The 14,501-nt window shown below is 61.5% G+C and carries 19 protein-coding genes; 9 read left to right on the forward strand and 10 right to left on the reverse strand.

Translation table 11 applies throughout. The features are described from left to right. The first annotated feature begins 284 nt into the window (after positions 1–284). Positions 285–1,172: a branched-chain amino acid aminotransferase gene (locus tag ASE36_RS04295; RefSeq protein ID WP_062275881.1), complete on the forward strand. Its 888-nt coding sequence runs from the start codon at positions 285–287 to the stop codon at positions 1,170–1,172. 5 nt (positions 1,173–1,177) lie between these two features. On the opposite strand, the gene ASE36_RS04300 is transcribed toward ASE36_RS04295, so the two are convergent. Beyond that, positions 1,178–1,945, reverse strand: coding sequence for a polysaccharide deacetylase family protein (locus tag ASE36_RS04300; protein ID WP_062278041.1), 768 nt, complete (start codon positions 1,943–1,945; stop codon positions 1,178–1,180). Between the two features lie 147 nt (positions 1,946–2,092). On the opposite strand from ASE36_RS04300, the gene ASE36_RS04305 reads away from it, so the two are divergent. Further along, positions 2,093–4,201 carry a S9 family peptidase gene (locus ASE36_RS04305; protein WP_062275883.1) on the forward strand — a complete coding sequence of 703 codons (2,109 nt, stop codon included), beginning with the start codon at positions 2,093–2,095 and terminating at the stop codon, positions 4,199–4,201. A gap of 212 nt (positions 4,202–4,413) precedes the next feature. After that, positions 4,414–4,728: a hypothetical protein gene (locus tag ASE36_RS04310; RefSeq protein ID WP_062275885.1), complete on the forward strand. Its 315-nt coding sequence runs from the start codon at positions 4,414–4,416 to the stop codon at positions 4,726–4,728. Positions 4,729–4,801: 73 nt separating this feature from the next. Here the strand turns inward: ASE36_RS04310 and ASE36_RS04315 are convergent, their stop codons facing one another. Next, positions 4,802–5,521, reverse strand: a complete 720-nt coding sequence (locus tag ASE36_RS04315) for a cation transporter (RefSeq protein WP_062275887.1) — start codon at positions 5,519–5,521, stop codon at positions 4,802–4,804. A gap of 84 nt (positions 5,522–5,605) precedes the next feature. On the opposite strand from ASE36_RS04315, the gene ASE36_RS04320 reads away from it, so the two are divergent. Together ASE36_RS04320 and ASE36_RS04325 are read left to right on the forward strand one after the other, a co-directional pair. Next, positions 5,606–6,019, forward strand: coding sequence for a MerR family transcriptional regulator (locus ASE36_RS04320; protein ID WP_062275889.1), 414 nt, complete (start codon positions 5,606–5,608; stop codon positions 6,017–6,019). 12 nt (positions 6,020–6,031) lie between these two features. Continuing rightward, the gene (locus ASE36_RS04325) at positions 6,032–6,490 is read left to right on the forward strand and encodes a cupin domain-containing protein (RefSeq protein ID WP_062275891.1); all 459 of its coding nucleotides are present in this window, start codon (positions 6,032–6,034) and stop codon (positions 6,488–6,490) included. Between the two features lie 9 nt (positions 6,491–6,499). Here the strand turns inward: ASE36_RS04325 and ASE36_RS04330 are convergent, their stop codons facing one another. Both ASE36_RS04330 and ASE36_RS22760 read right to left on the reverse strand, forming a co-directional pair. Further along, positions 6,500–6,862 carry a hypothetical protein gene (locus tag ASE36_RS04330; protein ID WP_062275893.1) on the reverse strand — a complete coding sequence of 121 codons (363 nt, stop codon included), beginning with the start codon at positions 6,860–6,862 and terminating at the stop codon, positions 6,500–6,502. Continuing rightward, positions 6,804–7,142, reverse strand: a complete 339-nt coding sequence (locus ASE36_RS22760; protein ID WP_082510825.1) for a DUF6516 family protein — start codon at positions 7,140–7,142, stop codon at positions 6,804–6,806. The genes ASE36_RS04330 and ASE36_RS22760 overlap by 59 nt, the downstream gene beginning before the upstream one ends. Positions 7,143–7,400: 258 nt before the next feature. On the opposite strand from ASE36_RS22760, the gene ASE36_RS04335 reads away from it, so the two are divergent. Both ASE36_RS04335 and ASE36_RS04340 read left to right on the forward strand, forming a co-directional pair. Continuing rightward, entirely contained in the window at positions 7,401–7,889 is a 489-nt protein-coding gene (locus ASE36_RS04335) for a GNAT family N-acetyltransferase (protein WP_062275895.1), read from the forward strand. 32 nt (positions 7,890–7,921) lie between these two features. Further along, positions 7,922–8,491, forward strand: a complete 570-nt coding sequence (locus tag ASE36_RS04340) for a DJ-1/PfpI family protein (RefSeq protein WP_062275896.1) — start codon at positions 7,922–7,924, stop codon at positions 8,489–8,491. A 25-nt stretch (positions 8,492–8,516) separates the two neighbouring features. Here ASE36_RS04340 and ASE36_RS04345 read toward each other — a convergent pair whose 3' ends face one another. The 6 genes from ASE36_RS04345 to ASE36_RS04370 all read right to left on the reverse strand — a co-directional run bounded on the left by ASE36_RS04345 (position 8,517) and on the right by ASE36_RS04370 (position 13,488). Beyond that, complete coding sequence (locus ASE36_RS04345) at positions 8,517–8,741, reverse strand: hypothetical protein (RefSeq protein ID WP_062275898.1); 225 nt, start codon at positions 8,739–8,741, stop codon at positions 8,517–8,519. Between the two features lie 78 nt (positions 8,742–8,819). Further along, complete coding sequence (locus ASE36_RS04350) at positions 8,820–9,737, reverse strand: cytochrome c (RefSeq protein WP_062275900.1); 918 nt, start codon at positions 9,735–9,737, stop codon at positions 8,820–8,822. 79 nt (positions 9,738–9,816) lie between these two features. Then, positions 9,817–10,263 carry a c-type cytochrome gene (locus ASE36_RS04355; protein ID WP_062275902.1) on the reverse strand — a complete coding sequence of 149 codons (447 nt, stop codon included), beginning with the start codon at positions 10,261–10,263 and terminating at the stop codon, positions 9,817–9,819. A gap of 171 nt (positions 10,264–10,434) precedes the next feature. Continuing rightward, a complete protein-coding gene (locus ASE36_RS04360; protein WP_062275904.1) occupies positions 10,435–11,292 on the reverse strand; it encodes a metallophosphoesterase in 858 nt (285 codons plus the stop codon). 99 nt (positions 11,293–11,391) lie between these two features. After that, positions 11,392–12,468, reverse strand: a complete 1,077-nt coding sequence (locus ASE36_RS04365) for an AI-2E family transporter (RefSeq protein ID WP_062275906.1) — start codon at positions 12,466–12,468, stop codon at positions 11,392–11,394. Positions 12,469–12,603: 135 nt separating this feature from the next. Then, positions 12,604–13,488 carry a VOC family protein gene (locus ASE36_RS04370; protein WP_062275908.1) on the reverse strand — a complete coding sequence of 295 codons (885 nt, stop codon included), beginning with the start codon at positions 13,486–13,488 and terminating at the stop codon, positions 12,604–12,606. A 216-nt stretch (positions 13,489–13,704) separates the two neighbouring features. Between ASE36_RS04370 and ASE36_RS04375 the strand changes: the two genes are divergently transcribed. After that, entirely contained in the window at positions 13,705–14,115 is a 411-nt protein-coding gene (locus tag ASE36_RS04375; RefSeq protein WP_062278044.1) for a universal stress protein, read from the forward strand. Positions 14,116–14,146: 31 nt separating this feature from the next. Beyond that, entirely contained in the window at positions 14,147–14,467 is a 321-nt protein-coding gene (locus ASE36_RS04380) for a TraR/DksA family transcriptional regulator (RefSeq protein ID WP_062278047.1), read from the forward strand. The last annotated feature ends 34 nt before the right edge of the window (positions 14,468–14,501 follow it).

The raw sequence follows: 14,501 nt of genomic DNA on the forward strand, positions 1-14,501 counted from the left end.
AGTTACGCGAAACCACAGACTGGCAGGGCGCGGGCCTTGCTTTCGTTCAATATCGCGTAAATCTGTTACAACACCTTTAACCACGATGCCCGCCGCGAGCGTGGTCGACACATCGCGAACGGTGATGGATCGATCTCGCAAGCTGCTGATCGCGCGAAGAAAATCATAACTTTTGCAGCTCCGCGGGTACGATTGCGGGATTTTCCGTGCCTCATACCAGTTTGTCCTTGACCTCTCCGGCGCCCGCGCCTTTGCTGCATAGCAATGAGAACAGGAGACCAGTCATGGCCGTCGATACATCCGCCCGCACCCCCACATTCACCTATGTCGATGGCGACTGGTTTGCCGGCAATCCGCCGCTGATCGGACCCGTCTCGCATGCGATGTGGCTGGGCTCGACGGTGTTCGACGGGGCGCGCTGGTTCGATGGCATCGCGCCTGATCTCGACCTGCATTGCGAGCGCGTCAACCGCTCGGCGGTCAATATGGGGCTGAAGCCGGTGGTGGAGGCGAAGGAAATCGAACGGCTGGCCTGGGAAGGGATTGGCAAGTTCGACGGCCGGACGGCGATCTATATCAAGCCGATGTATTGGGCCGAACATGGCCAGATGGGATCGGTGGTCGCGGCTGATCCGGAGTCGACGCGGTTCGCGCTTTGCCTGTTCGAAGCGCCAATGCACACTGCCAAGCCCTCGTCGCTGACGGTTTCGCCCTTCCGCCGACCATCGCCGGAAACGGCGATGACCGAGGCGAAGACCGGCAGCCTCTATCCGAATTCCGGGCGCATGATCATAGAGGCCCGGTCACGCGGCTTCGACAATGCTCTGGTGCGCGACCTGAACGGCAATGTGGTGGAAACGGCTTCTTCCAACGTCTTCATGGTGAAGGACGGTGTGGTTTTCACGCCCGCCGCCAACCGCACCTTCCTTGCCGGCATCACCCGTGCCCGGATCATCGGCCTGCTGCGCGGCGCCGGTTTCGACGTGCGCGAGGCGACGCTGTCGGTCGAGGACTTCATGAATGCCGACGAAATCTTCCAGACCGGCAATTATTCCAAGGTGGTGCCGGTGACGCGGCTCGATGATGCGCAGTTCCAGGAGGGGCCGGTGACGCGCAAGGCGCTCGACCTTTATATGGACTGGGCGAAATCCAGCCATGGGACGGATGGCTGATCGGGTCAGAAGCTCTTGGTCGAGGGCGGTTCCGTGCGGTCCTTCAGCCGGACGAAGCGGAAGCCGCGGGCCTTCAAGTCGAGGATGCCCTTGACCACGCCTTCGCCGGCCTCATGGGTCGGCTGGTTGATGTGCGAAATGATCACGTCGCCATCTTTCGCGCGGTGATATTGCCGCGCGACTCCCGCAGCGCCTAAAAGCGAGCCGCTGTCGCCATTGATCGAGTAACCCGCGACGCGGTACCCGAGCGACTGGATCTCTGCGATCGCGCTCGGGGTGTATTTGGCCGTTGCGCCACGAAACCAGACGGGGTGTTCGCCGCCGGCAGCAACGATAGCCTCTGCCCCGCCCTCCACCTCTGCGGCAACTGCTTCGGAGGAGCCGGCTGTCTTGATGCCGAAGACGGTCATCGGAACGTCGATGGCAGGCACATGGTTTTCGCCGTGGTCCTCGATTTCGAAGAGATCGGGATTGGCGCGCATGACGGCGAAGGCGGCGGCATTGTGCTTCAGCCAGCGAGCCGTGACGAAGACGGTGGAGGGGATGCGGTTTTCGACCAGCGTGTCGAGGATGCGATCATCGACCTTGCCCATGCAGGCATCAAAGGTGAGCGCCACCGCCGGCCCTTCGCCCTTCACCTGCGCGATGGTGAGCTTGGGCTCGGTGAGGCGCGGCTTGGGAGACGCTGTCGAGGGCTTGGCCGGGGTCGGAGCTGCCGCACCAATCGAGGCCGCGCAGAAGAGAGCGAGGCTTAAAAACCTCAAGGGGGTCATCATCGTCATTCTCGTCTGCCTATCGTCCTGTCCTGCCGTCTGCAGCAAGCTGCACGGAACACTTGGCTTGAAGTCCCGCCGGGGCGGCTTTATCTCTGAAACCACACAGGCAGGCAATCTGCCTTGAATTGATAAAGCGAGAAAACCTTGTCCGTTTTTAGAAATCTGCCCGCAGCCCCCACTGTCGCCAAGAAGCCCGTCTCCGATACCCGCCATGGGATCACCAGAACAGACGACTATGCCTGGCTGCGCGCCGACAACTGGCAGCAGATGTTCAAGGATACCTCGATCCTCGACCCCGAGATCCGCGCCTATCTGGAGGCGGAAAACACCTATATGGACGCGGCGATGGCCGATACGGCCAAGCTGCAGACGACGCTCTTTGCCGAAATGAAAGGTCGCATCAAGGAAGACGATTCGTCGATCCCGATGAAGGACGGTCCTTTCGCCTATGGCTCGGCCTTCGTCACCGGCGGCGAGCAGCCGCGTTATTTCCGCATCCCGCGTGACGGCGACCCGAAGAACGAGGGCCTGCGCGAGCTGCTGCTCGACGGCGACAAGGAAGCTGAGGGCAAAGACTATTTCCGCCTCGCCGGCATCGACCACACGACCGACCATGCCTTCGGCATCTGGGGTTATGACGACAAGGGCTCGGAATATTTCACGCTTCGGGTGCGCGATCTCTCGACCAAGCAGGATCTCGACGACGTGCTTGAAAACACCGCCGGTGGCGGCGTGTGGGCGCCCGACGGCAAGAGCTTCTTCTATACCCTGCAGGACGAGAACCACCGGCCGTCCAAGGTGTTTCACCACATCATCGGTCAGCCGCAGTCGTCGGATCGCCTTGTCTACGAGGAGACGGATCCTGGCTTTTTCATGGGCGTCGGCGGCTCGCTGCTGGACGATGTCATCTATATCGACATCCATGACCATGAGACCTCGGAATATCGTCTGCTCTCGACCAAGGACCTGATGGCAGAACCCGTCCTAGTCGCCGAGCGCGAAGAGGGTGTGGAATATTCGATGACCGAGGGCGGTGACGTCTTCTACATCCTGACCAATGCCGATGGCGCCAAGGACTTCAAGATCGTCGAGGCACCGGTTTCGGCACCGGGCAAGGCCAACTGGAAAGAGCTGGTGCCGCATGAGCCGGGCCGGCTGATCCTCAACCACATGGCCTTTGCCCGCCATCTCGTCTGGCTGGAGCGCCGCGAAGGCCTGCCCGTGATCATGATCCGCGACCGCAGATCAGGCGAGGAGCATTCGATCGCCTTTGCCGAGGAAGCCTATTCGCTGGGGCTGCAGGGGGCTGCCGAATACGACACCGATGTCATCCGCTTCTCCTATTCGTCGATGACCACACCCTCGCAGCTCTTCGACTACAACATGGCGACGCGCGAGCGCACGCTGCTCAAGACCCAGGAAGTGCCGTCGGGACATAACCCTGAGGACTACATTACCCGCCGGGTCTTTGCCGAAGCGTATGACGGCGAGAAGGTGCCGGTCACGCTGCTCTACCGCCGCGATACGAAGCTCGACGGCTCCGCCCCCTGCCTGCTCTATGGCTACGGCGCCTATGGCATTACCATCCCCGCCGGCTTCAACACCAATTGCCTGTCGCTCGCCGATCGCGGCTTCGTCTATGCGATCGCCCATATCCGCGGTGGCAAGGATAAGGGCTTCTCCTGGTATGAAGACGGCAAGATGGAAAAGAAGGTCAATACCTTCAAGGATTTCATCTCGGCTGCCGACCACCTGGTGAAAGAGCAGTTCACCTCCTACGACCGGATCATCGCCGAAGGCGGGTCTGCCGGCGGCATGCTGATGGGCGCGGTTGCCAATATGGCACCGGAAAAATTCGCCGGCATCATCGCCGCCGTGCCGTTTGTCGACGTGCTGAACACTATGCTCGACGACACCCTGCCCCTCACCCCGCCGGAATGGCCGGAATGGGGCAATCCGATCGAGTCAGAAGAGGAATATCGCTGGATCGCGGCCTATAGCCCCTACGACAATGTCGAGGCCAAGGCCTATCCGCCGATCATCGCGCTTTCGGGCCTCACCGACCCGCGCGTGACCTATTGGGAACCGACCAAGTGGATCGCGAAGCTGCGGGACGCGGCGCCCGAGGCTGGGCCCTTCCTCTTGAAAACCAACATGGCCGCCGGCCATGGCGGTAAATCGGGACGTTTCCAGCGGCTGGAAGAGATCGCGTTTGAATATGCCTATGCGATTAAGGTGGCGGGGAAGATGTAGCGCCTTCCAGCTTTCTCGGCCATAGTTTCATACGGGCTTGTCACAACCGCATCGGCGGCACTGGGCAATCCCGTTTTTCGCTGTGATTCGCCGCACTACTTTTTGCCCCGCATTTCCGCAAGGCCCAATCCTCGTGACGCAGCGCGGGACGCAAGCCTCGCGCAAGGTTGAAAAGTTAACAAAAGGTTAATTCTTTAACCGAGGTCTCCGCCATGAGGATCGAAAGCGGTCTCAGCAGCTATTCCTACCAAAGCCGTCATGTGCCGGGCACGGCGACTGTTGACGACGCTTCGTCGGAAACTGCGGCGACGTCTTCGGCACGGGCGACTGGCGCCAGCACCTTTTCGAGCACATTGCTGTCGAACCAGCTGGCTTCGGCGCTGTGGACGGTGGAAGGTGGCCGGAAGTCCGTCGTGTCGCTGAACAGCGCCCAGAGCGCCTACGAAGTGGGTGAGGCCACGCGGCTGCAAATGGTCGAAGCAGCCTACCGCGAATATGAAGACCCGACGGTCTACGACGAATTCTAAGGTTGCGATGCGGAGATAAAGGCCGGCCGGCATGATGCCGCGCCGGCCTTTTTCTGTCTTGCTCAGAGGCGTATCAGCGATGGGTGTGACCCGGATGGTCATCGGCATCGTGGTTATGGGCGTGGCTGTGCCCCTGATCTGCGGCAGAGCCGCAGCAGCTCGCACTCAGGGTCAGGGGCTCGCCCTCTTTCCACTCTGCATAACTCTGCGAGAGAATCTGGACCGACGAATAGAGAAACAGCCCCGCCATGATGGCCGCCACGATCAGGTCCGGCCAGGCGGTCGCCGTTCCCCAGACGCCGAGAGCTGCGATCATGACGATGACATTGCCGATCGCATCATTGCGCGAGCAGAGCCAGACGGAGCGGACATTGGCATCACCGTCCTTGTAACTCATCAGCAGCAGGACACTGGCGAGGTTTGCCGCGAGCGCCAGGAAACCGATGACTCCCATGATCGGCGCTTCCGGCACGCCTTGGTAAAAGACGCGGTAGAGCGTCGAGCCGAAGACCCAGAGCCCCATCAGGAAGAGGCTTCCGCCCTTGGCGGCGGCGGCGATGCTACGGGTCTTTAAGGACGCGCCGATGACGGCGAGCGAGATGCCATAGGTGACGGCATCGGCGAAGAAATCCAGCGCGTCTGCCTGCAGCGCCTGGGAGCGGGCGAGCTGACCGGCCGTCATTTCGACTATGAACATGGCAGCATTGATAGCGATTACCGTCCACAGACGCCGCTTGTAGGTGTCGGACATGCCGTCGAAGGGGGCATGGTCATGGCCGCAGGAAGCACTCATTCGTCTTGATCCTTCACGTCTTGATCTGGTCACGAAGCAGTCTTACGATCTCTAGTGACTAGAGGTTCAAGAGGAAATTTCGCGATGTATGCGATTGGAGACCTTTCGCGGCGGACCGGGGTTAAGGTGCCGACCATCCGCTATTACGAGCAGATGGGCCTGATTTCCGCGCCCGACCGCACCGAGGGCAACCAGCGGCGTTACGAGAAGGCCGATCTCGAGCGGCTTGCCTTCATCCGCCATGCGCGTGACCTCGGCTTTCCGATCGAGGCGATCCGCGAGTTGTTGACGCTCAGCCGGCATCCGGAAGAGCCCTGCGGGGCTGCCGACCGGATCGCCCGGGAGCAGCTGGACGAGGTGCGGGAGAAGATCGCCAAGCTGAAGAAGCTTGAGGAGGAGTTGTCGCGCATCGTCTCCCATTGCGGAAACCATACGATCGGCGACTGCTATGTGATTCAGGCGCTGGCCGACCACGGGCTTTGCGAACACGAGCACTGAAGGATAAGCGTCATGCCGGTGATCCGACAGAATGAGGCACCGCTGGAGACGTGGAGCGGCACGGGTGTGAATGCCGGGCTCGGCCCTTACGAGGCTCGTCTGCTCTCCGATGCCGGCGGCCTAACGCAGTTTGGCGCCTTCGTCGAGACTTTGATGCCAGGCGCCATGTCCTCGCACAAACACTGGCACGAGCAGGAGGACGAGTTCGTCTATGTGCTCTCAGGCCGCGTGACGCTGAACGAAGGGGAGGCGCTGACCGAGATGTTGCCGGGGGATGCGGCGACCTTCAAGGCGGGCGTCGCGGTGGGGCATCGGCTGGAGAACAGATCGGATCAGCCGGTGATCTATCTGGTGGTGGGTACGCGCTCGCCGGATGATGTGGTGCACTATACGGACAAGGATCTGCTTTTGACCAAGGTGGGGTTCGAGAAACGGCTGACGACGAAGGCGGGGGTGAGGGTCGAGCGGTGAGCGGTGTGATCAGGCTGCCGACTTGATCTCGAATTCGAAGTGAATTCGGTCATACGGAAATATCACCCCACCACCGTCAGCCTTGTCGATGACGCCGCTTTTCAACAGCGTCTCAAGATCGGCATGAACGGCTTTGAAATCCCGGCCTATCCGGCGCGCAACCTCACGCATCGGCATCGCCCCCTGCCCTGTCATCGCCGTCACAATCTCCAACCGCTTGGGGGTCAGCACCTTGTGCATCATCTCCCAGGACGGAAAGCTGAGGCTAAACTCGCCAACCGTGTTATCCCCCGCTTCCGCTGCCTTCAGAAGGTCAGCGACGGTCGCCATTGTCTGGTCGAGACTCTCGATCTTCACCTTCAGGGTTGTCATACAACCATCCTTTCACATCACTCAGAAAATCTGCGGTCAGAGCGTCTGTGCCAGTAAAAGCATAGGCCGCCTCTGTTGACCCGAAGTGTCTGCGGTCTCCCTTACCGGCTTCGTTCTCGTAGCGCAGAACGCATACCCCGTTGGCGATCAATGCGAGGCTGTATTTGAAGGCGTGGATGCTTCCGCGAACAGATGTTGGCACCCGCCAAATCACGATCTCAACGAAAACGTCGGATCTAACAAAGCTGCGCAACCTGCGGACCAGTGTCGCCTTTGCCATCACATTCTCACAGCGGTTGATGGAGTTTACTCCATCAACAACACTAGGGAAAGCCCCCGTTGACAATCGATTAAAACAGGCGCATCAAACGCGCCATGATCGACATCCGCGCAAACATCACCTGCACGTATTTTTGGGCCTACCGGTAACCGGCGGCCCGACAAGATCATATTGTCAACAGGCCGCCGTCAGGCGGCCTTGTTGTTTTCCAGACGACTTTCCCCCTGACGGCGCAGAGCAAGCAAAAGGGAAAGTAACATGACCGAAGACACCGACATCACCCTGCCCCGCCCGCCCGTGATCGCCATTCGTCACGCAAAGCCGCGCGACCTGCCGGACCTGAACGCGATGATCGCGGCGCTGGCCCAGCATCATGGCGATGCCTCAGCGATGACGCCGGAGAAGCTGGAACGCGATCTGTTCGGCCCGATGCCGTGGATCCAGGCGCTGGTCGCCGATGACGGCCAGGGCCTGATCGGATACGCCATTCTGGTGCCGCTCTACAGAGCGCAGGAAGGCAAGCGCGGCATGGATCTACACCACCTCTTCGTGCGCGACGGCCAGCGCGGCAATGGCATCGGCCAACATCTGGTCGATCGGGCCCGCGAGATCGCCCGTCAAGCCGGTTGTGACTTCCTGTCGGTTTCGGCTGCCACCGGCAATGTCGCCGCGCACCGCTTCTACGAGAACATGGATTTCGTGCCGCGCCCGGTCACCGGGATGCGCTACCTGCATGCGTTGAACTAAGCACTCTTTTGCGCTCGGGACGGAGACTGGACATGACACGCATTGCCATTGCCCTGCAGAACGACTTCGCCGATTGGGAGCCCGCACTTTTGATGGCGGCGGCCCGCTATTATCTGAACTGCGACGTCGTGACCGCCTCGCCGGATGGCGCGTCCGTCGTCTCGATGGGCGGGCTGAAGGTGACGCCCGATATCGGCTATGATGCAATCGACGCCGAGACGTTCGACGCACTGGTCATTCCGGGAGGTTCTGCCTGGGAAAAGGGTATCGCTTACGACTTCACGGCGCTTGCGACGGCATTCCACGACAAGGGCAAGGTTCTCGGCGGGATCTGTGCGGCGGCCAGTGCGCTTGCCGCAACCGGGGTGCTGAACACCGTCGCCCATACCGGCAACGCGCTCGCCTCGCATCAGCGATACCCTGGCTATCAAGGGGCTGCGCATTATCGCGACCAGGCGCCTGCCGTGCGCGACGGCGGTATTGTCACGGCTGCGGGATCGTCGCCCGATACATTTGCGATCGAGGTGTTGAAGGCGCTTGACCTCTACGGACCGGAGGCCGAAGCCGAGCTTTCCACCTTTGCGGCCGAGCATCGCGGGTGACGATGCCGGGCTTACCGGTCGTTCGTCAGTGACGGACCGGCGGATTTTCCGACCATTTCTGCAGGGTCGTCTTGATCAGGATGAGCGCTGCCTGCTGGGCGTGGTCGCGCTCGCGCGGATCAACGATCGCCGAGAGCCGCTTCTCGAAGGCGCGCACCGTCTGGTCCACCCATTGGTGCAGCGCGGGATCGGGGTAGTTATCGAGCAGCGAGCGTAGCGCACTCTCCATCCGCCGGCGTTCAATGCTCATGGCCCCTCCGAAGGCATTTCGAGGTGGGCAGGATGCCGGATGAGCCTTGCGCGATGCTGGCCAAGGCGAAGGCGGTGCTTATTGCACCGCCGGCACGGCCTTCAGATAGGCAGCGATCGCTTCCCGATCGGAAGCCGGAAGCTGCGCCATGTTCTTCTGCACCTCCACCATTGTCCCGCCGACACTGTCGAAGTCCGGGGTAAAGCCGGTCTCCAGATAGGCGGCGATGTCGCCTGCGCTCCAAGAGCCGATGCTCTTCGAGCCCGGGGTGATGTTCGGGATCGTGCCCTTTCCTTCCGGATTGGGACCGCCGGCCAGCCATTGGCCGGACTTGAAGCCGCCGAGCGCATCGCGCGGCGTATGGCACTCTCCACAATGTCCTGGGCCTTCGACGAGATACTGGCCGCGCTTCACCAGGTCCGAGGCGTCTGTCAGTTCGACACGGGGTGCCGCGCTGAAATAGAGGAATTTCCAGCCGCCGAGCGCGAGGCGCTGATTGAAGGGGAAGCCAAGCTCGTGGGCAGGAGCCACCTTGTCGCTTGCCGGCAGGGTCTTGAGGAAACCGTAGAGATCATTGACGTCCTGAGGCGTCATTCGGGCATAGGAGCCATAGGGGAAGGATGGATAAAGGTGCTCGCCACTCCGTCCAACGCCCCGCGTCATGGCATCGCCGAATTCGGCGAGCGTCCAGGCGCCGATGCCCACGTCCGGATCGCTTGAGATGTTCGGGGGGTGGAAGGTGCCGAAATCGCTTTTGATCGGCGCGCCGCCGGGGAGGACCAGTCGGGCATCCCCTTCTGCTCCCGCCGGCGCATGGCAGCTGGCGCAGCCGCCGGCAAAGAAGACTTCCCGGCCATGGGCGAGATCGGGATCGCCGAGATTGGCCCAGACGGACGCATCCTGCCTCTCGGGCGCCGTCACCCAGAGAAATGCGCCGAAACCGGCAACACCCAAAACGGCCAAGCCGCCGAGACCCTTCAGCCAAATCGATGCCATCAGGCCCTCCTTGAAAGTGGATAGGCTTCAACGAGCCCAAATCGATGTCGGGCGCCCCAAGAGCGCCCGACTGGAGGGATCAGTTCTTCTTCAGGCGATAGGTCTGGTGACAGTCACCACAGGTGGCGCCGATGGCCTGGAGAGCGGCGCCGACGGCTGCCTGGTCGGCCGGCATCGCGGCGAGCTGGGCTTCGGCGACCGATGTGAGCTTGGCCGACTTCGCCTTGAAGTCATCCATGTTTTCCCAGATCTTCGGGCTTGCTTCCGTATCGAGACCGGTTTCGCTGCCGGCGGGGAAATGCTCCGGGAAGGTCTTTCCGACTTCGACCAAGTTGGTCAGGGCGGTCTTGACGGCTTCGGCGTCATAGGGCTTCTCGCCCTTGGCGATCGCACCCAGCGCGCCGGCCGAAGCTCCTGCCTTCTTCATCAGTTCCTGACGGACGGTCTGCGGTTCTCCGGCTGCGATTGCAGCGGAGACGCCAAGACAGATCGCCACGGTGGCGGACAGGACGACTTTCAGATTCATGAGGCTGTTCTCCCTTGGGGTCGACCGGCGCACCGGCGATCGTTTTCCGTAACGCCTGATGTTTGCCGCCTGCGAGGCAGGGACAAAAGTCACAATGGAGTGAAGCGGGGCCGAAGGGGCAACATTCTGGGAAGGCTGACAAATCACTGATCGATCGGCGCCAGTCTCTTGTCATTGAGAACTTACACCGAGAGCCAGCCTACGGCTCGGTTCGCGACCGAGACCCGTAATCTCGATGCGGTCGTCATAGATTTCGAGGACGGCAAAGGCGTTGCTGTCAGCCGTATCGACCATGCCGCAGAAATTGACGAAATGCGCCGCATCGAGGGTCGCGTAGTTGCCCTTGTGCTGATGGCCGCAGAGATAGGCAAGGGCCGCCGGTGAAGAGGCGACGAGCTCGGCCAGCCGCTCGCTGTCCCAAAGATTGTGGTCGGATGGCGGGTGGATGGGATAGTGGCCGAGGAGGATAACGGGCTCGCCTGCGGCGGCCGCATCGGCCAAACGATCCCGGATCCAGCCTTCCTGGGTGGCACTGATGCCGGCATTCCAGTCTTGGGCGTTGGGGGCGCCGGCTGCCCTCAATCGGGTGACGCGTGCTTCCGCTTCGATGTGGCGAGGATCTTCCGGCGCGCTGGAGAACAGGGAAATCTCGTTCCCTTCGATGATCAGGATGCGCAGGCCCTTGAGGCGATACTCGTAATAGGGTGCCGGCATGCCGAGCGTTGCATGGATATCCGCCAGACGATCCGCCGAGACGGAGAAATCGTGGTTGCCGGGCAGGAGAATGCGCGGATGGCGGCTTTGACCAAGGATCTCGAGGACGGGTTCGAAGCTTTCGAAGTCCCGGTCGATGAGATCTCCCAGCACGACGATGGCGTCGAGCGGCAGCGTGTCAAAATGTTCGATCGCCTGTTTCAACCTTGCCGGCACTTCGCGAAAATGCCGATCGAGATCAAGATCCGGCTCGCGGTCGGCATATTGCGGGTCGGCGATGATGCCGAGGCTGAGGCGAAGCCGCTCTTGTGTCATGATGGGGTCCCTTGCAGCGCCGACAGCGAAAAGTCGGCGATTGCGCGCCGGGTAAACCCTTGCTGTGACAGGGACATGACGGATGGCGCCGCCCGGATGTCACTCCGGCAAATTCGGCTGCATCTTCGATTGCGGGACGATGCCGCCGAACAAGGTCATGCCGATCAGGGTGAGCGGAACGGCGAGCATGGCGCCGACGGGTCCCCACAGCCAGGTCCAGAAGACAATGGCAACGAAGAGCATGAAGGCATTCATTTCCAGGCGTCGCCCCATGGCGGCGGGGATGAGCAGGTTTTCCAGAAGGCCATCGACAATGAAGAAGACCACGGAAGGCAGAAGACCGATCAGCAGGGAATCATGCGCCAGCACACCCGCTATGGCCATGGCGAGCGTCACGGAGGCAATGCCGAGGAAGGGAATGAAGCTGAGGAGGAAGGCGGCGACGGCCCAGAGCACGGGACTGCCGAGGCCACCGACCCAGGCGATCATGCCGGCGACCACGCCGAAGAGGGCATAGACCACCAGGGCCGTCGCAAAATAGTGACCAAGCGCTGCTTCCACCTCGTTGAACAGGCGAATGGCTTTCAGCCTGCGCCCCCGGCTGGAAAAGGCGCGGATCAGCCCGCGCCTCAGGGCCAGACGCGACGAGAGGAAGAGAACGAGGGAGGCCATGAAGATGAAGATCTGCAGGAGTGCTGGGGTCACACCTGTCGCCAGTGTGGACAGGATTGTGCCGGAGTTTTCCAGCATCGCCTCTGGCGACACAGGCCCCCTGGACAAAGCGTCGATCGGACGACGAAGCCAGGAGACCCCGTGCAGGTAATCAATGACCTGCTCCAGCATTTTCGGCCCGTTCTCAATCAGCATGTTGATCGGCCCGGCAATCGTGATGGCCAAGAGACCGAGGATGCCGATGAAGACACTGGAGAGAATGATGGCCGTGAGCGTTGGCGGCACGCCCAGCCTGCCCATGCGATCCGCGGCCAGGCCCAGGATCAGACCAACGACGATGGCCATGGTCAGAGGGATCAGCACGAACGAGGCGAGATGCAGGGCGATCAGCGCGAAGATGACGAAGAGCCCGATCACCGACCAGGAGACGGTGTAGTCGAGGCCAGTCTTGGCATGACGGGGCGGCCGGTGGCGACTCTGCTTCGGCTCGACCTGCAGGTTCACGGGCCGCTCCTTGAGGCTGGTGCGGCTTGGATGTCGGTTCTTGGCATGGCGATCGTTTCCTGTCGAGACAGGAACAACGCCGATGGAACATCTTCCGTTCCGTCGGCGTCGTGATCCTCTACCCCTCGAACGGCCTCAGTTCTGAGGCGGAACGAGCGTAATGCCGATCCCCCAGGGATCAAGCAGGCGATAGCCATCCGCAGTGCGATCCGCCTTGACCTCCTGAGCATCCAGCGAGGCAAGAATGCCAGCCAGCATCTGCTGGTCGTTGACGATCAGCGCATAGTCGTTGAGCCCGGTCATGGCGCCGGTGCGGGCGGCGGCATTTCGGCTGTTCCAGACATTGGCCGCGACGTGGTGGTGATAGGCGCCGGAGGCGAAGAAGCTGGCGCCCGGATAACTGGCCATCTTCTTCAGGCCGAGCACGCCTTCGTAGAAACGGTCCGCTTCTGGCACATTGCCGACCTGCAGATGGATATGGCCGATGGCGGCATCGGGGGGCATTCCGGACCATGGGGTCTTTGGCGCGCTGTCGTAGAGCGCCTGCAGGTCGAGCCGGTCGGTTGCCATCTCGACGGTTCCGTCGGGATGGTAGGTCCATTCGGCCGGGCTGCGGTCCCGATAGACTTCGATGCCGTTGCCTTCCGGGTCGGTGAGGTAGATCGCTTCGCTGACCAGATGGTCACTGGCGCCATCGAAGCGGACGCCGAGTTGGGCAGAATGGAAGAGCCAATGCGCCAGTTCTTCGCGGCTGGGCATGAGGAACGCATTGTGGAAGAGGCCAGCCGCATTACGCGGCGCGTGGGCCGCATCACCTCGGGTGGTGAGCGTCAGCAAGGGCTTGCCCCCAGCGCCGAGCACGACGCCGCTCGCACTTTCCTCGAGAGGCTGCAGGCCGAGGACCTGCTGATAATAGGGGCTGAGTAGGTCGAGATCGGCGACGACGAGATGCGCCTGGCCAACATGGACGGGGCGGCTGAGGGCAAAGCTTTCGGCGGTGGATGCAAGGGCAGCGGTCATCTCGGTTCTCCTGGTGGCATGTGATGCCTTGCATCCAATATGGCGCGGGAGGATCGTTCACAAAAGGCGCCAGATGGTCGATAGCTCGTTCGACAAATGTTGACGAAACTACGCTGTTCCTCAGCTTGATCCTGATCAATGCGCGAGAGTGGCGCGCGCCGCATGATCTCACCATCAAAGGAAACGCCCGGCAAGGGCACAAGGATGGAGAGCAAGATGTACAAGAAGATCGTCGTTCCAGTCGATCCGGCCGCGCTCGACAAGGCAGAGAAGATCCTGTCCAAGGCGAGCTCGCTGCTCGACGATGGCGGCGAGATCGTGCTCTTGAGCGTAGTCGAGGACATTCCCGGCTATCTGGCGATCGACATGCCCGTCGATCTCATCGAAGGCGCCATTCAGGACGCCAAGACCAAGCTGGTGGGACTGAAGGACAAGGCAACCGTCAGCGCCCGCGTCGAGATCCGCTCCGGTGCACCGGCCCGTGAGATCCTTGCTTCGGCCCAGGAGCATGATGCCGACCTCATCATCGTCGGCTCGCATGTTCCTGACATCTCCAACTACTTCATTGGGGCCACGGCCGACCGGCTGGTGCGTCACTCGAAGATCTCCGTTCTGGTCGATCGTTGAGGAGAATGTGATGCAACAGCCCGCACAGGCCATGGACACTGCCCATTTCGAGCGCATGCTCAAAGCCCGCAAGGCGGAGATCGAAAGCCGCCTGACGAAGATCGACACCGATCTTAGCCAGCTCAAAAGCGCCGACAGCGCTGAACGGGCGGTCGAATCCGAAAACGACGAAGTGCTGGAGGAATTCGGCCAGGTGGGCGAAGGCGAGTTGCGCGGCATCGACGCCGCCTTGGACCGCATCCATGCCGGGACCTTCGGGACCTGCGTCAGTTGCGGCGAGCCGATCTCGGTCGAACGCCTGCATGCCGTGCCGCATACGCCCTTTTGCAAGGATTGTGCAGCGGCGCATTGAAGAAGAGTTTGCCTACGAGGGGCAACGGGACAGG

The sequence above is a fragment of the Rhizobium sp. Root274 genome, from assembly GCF_001429245.1.
Lineage (GTDB): Bacteria > Pseudomonadota > Alphaproteobacteria > Rhizobiales > Rhizobiaceae > Allorhizobium.

Bases quoted from the DNA above. Each gene is read 5' to 3' on its own strand.
- ASE36_RS04370 (WP_062275908.1), bottom strand. From the start codon at position 13,488: ATGACCGCTGCCCTTGCATCCACCGCCGAAAGCTTTGCCCTCAGCCGC.
- ASE36_RS04355 (WP_062275902.1), bottom strand. From the start codon at position 10,263: ATGAATCTGAAAGTCGTCCTGTCCGCCACCGTGGCGATCTGTCTTGGC.
- ASE36_RS04325 (WP_062275891.1), top strand. From the start codon at position 6,032: ATGCCGGTGATCCGACAGAATGAGGCACCGCTGGAGACGTGGAGCGGC.
- ASE36_RS04375 (WP_062278044.1), top strand. From the start codon at position 13,705: ATGTACAAGAAGATCGTCGTTCCAGTCGATCCGGCCGCGCTCGACAAG.
- ASE36_RS04330 (WP_062275893.1), bottom strand. From the start codon at position 6,862: ATGACAACCCTGAAGGTGAAGATCGAGAGTCTCGACCAGACAATGGCG.
- ASE36_RS04360 (WP_062275904.1), bottom strand. From the start codon at position 11,292: ATGACACAAGAGCGGCTTCGCCTCAGCCTCGGCATCATCGCCGACCCG.
- ASE36_RS04335 (WP_062275895.1), top strand. From the start codon at position 7,401: ATGACCGAAGACACCGACATCACCCTGCCCCGCCCGCCCGTGATCGCC.
- ASE36_RS04315 (WP_062275887.1), bottom strand. From the start codon at position 5,521: ATGAGTGCTTCCTGCGGCCATGACCATGCCCCCTTCGACGGCATGTCC.
- ASE36_RS04310 (WP_062275885.1), top strand. From the start codon at position 4,414: ATGAGGATCGAAAGCGGTCTCAGCAGCTATTCCTACCAAAGCCGTCAT.
- ASE36_RS04380 (WP_062278047.1), top strand. From the start codon at position 14,147: ATGGACACTGCCCATTTCGAGCGCATGCTCAAAGCCCGCAAGGCGGAG.
- ASE36_RS04320 (WP_062275889.1), top strand. From the start codon at position 5,606: ATGTATGCGATTGGAGACCTTTCGCGGCGGACCGGGGTTAAGGTGCCG.
- ASE36_RS04300 (WP_062278041.1), bottom strand. From the start codon at position 1,945: ATGACCCCCTTGAGGTTTTTAAGCCTCGCTCTCTTCTGCGCGGCCTCG.
- ASE36_RS04340 (WP_062275896.1), top strand. From the start codon at position 7,922: ATGACACGCATTGCCATTGCCCTGCAGAACGACTTCGCCGATTGGGAG.
- ASE36_RS22760 (WP_082510825.1), bottom strand. From the start codon at position 7,142: ATGGCAAAGGCGACACTGGTCCGCAGGTTGCGCAGCTTTGTTAGATCC.
- ASE36_RS04350 (WP_062275900.1), bottom strand. From the start codon at position 9,737: ATGGCATCGATTTGGCTGAAGGGTCTCGGCGGCTTGGCCGTTTTGGGT.
- ASE36_RS04295 (WP_062275881.1), top strand. From the start codon at position 285: ATGGCCGTCGATACATCCGCCCGCACCCCCACATTCACCTATGTCGAT.
- ASE36_RS04345 (WP_062275898.1), bottom strand. From the start codon at position 8,741: ATGAGCATTGAACGCCGGCGGATGGAGAGTGCGCTACGCTCGCTGCTC.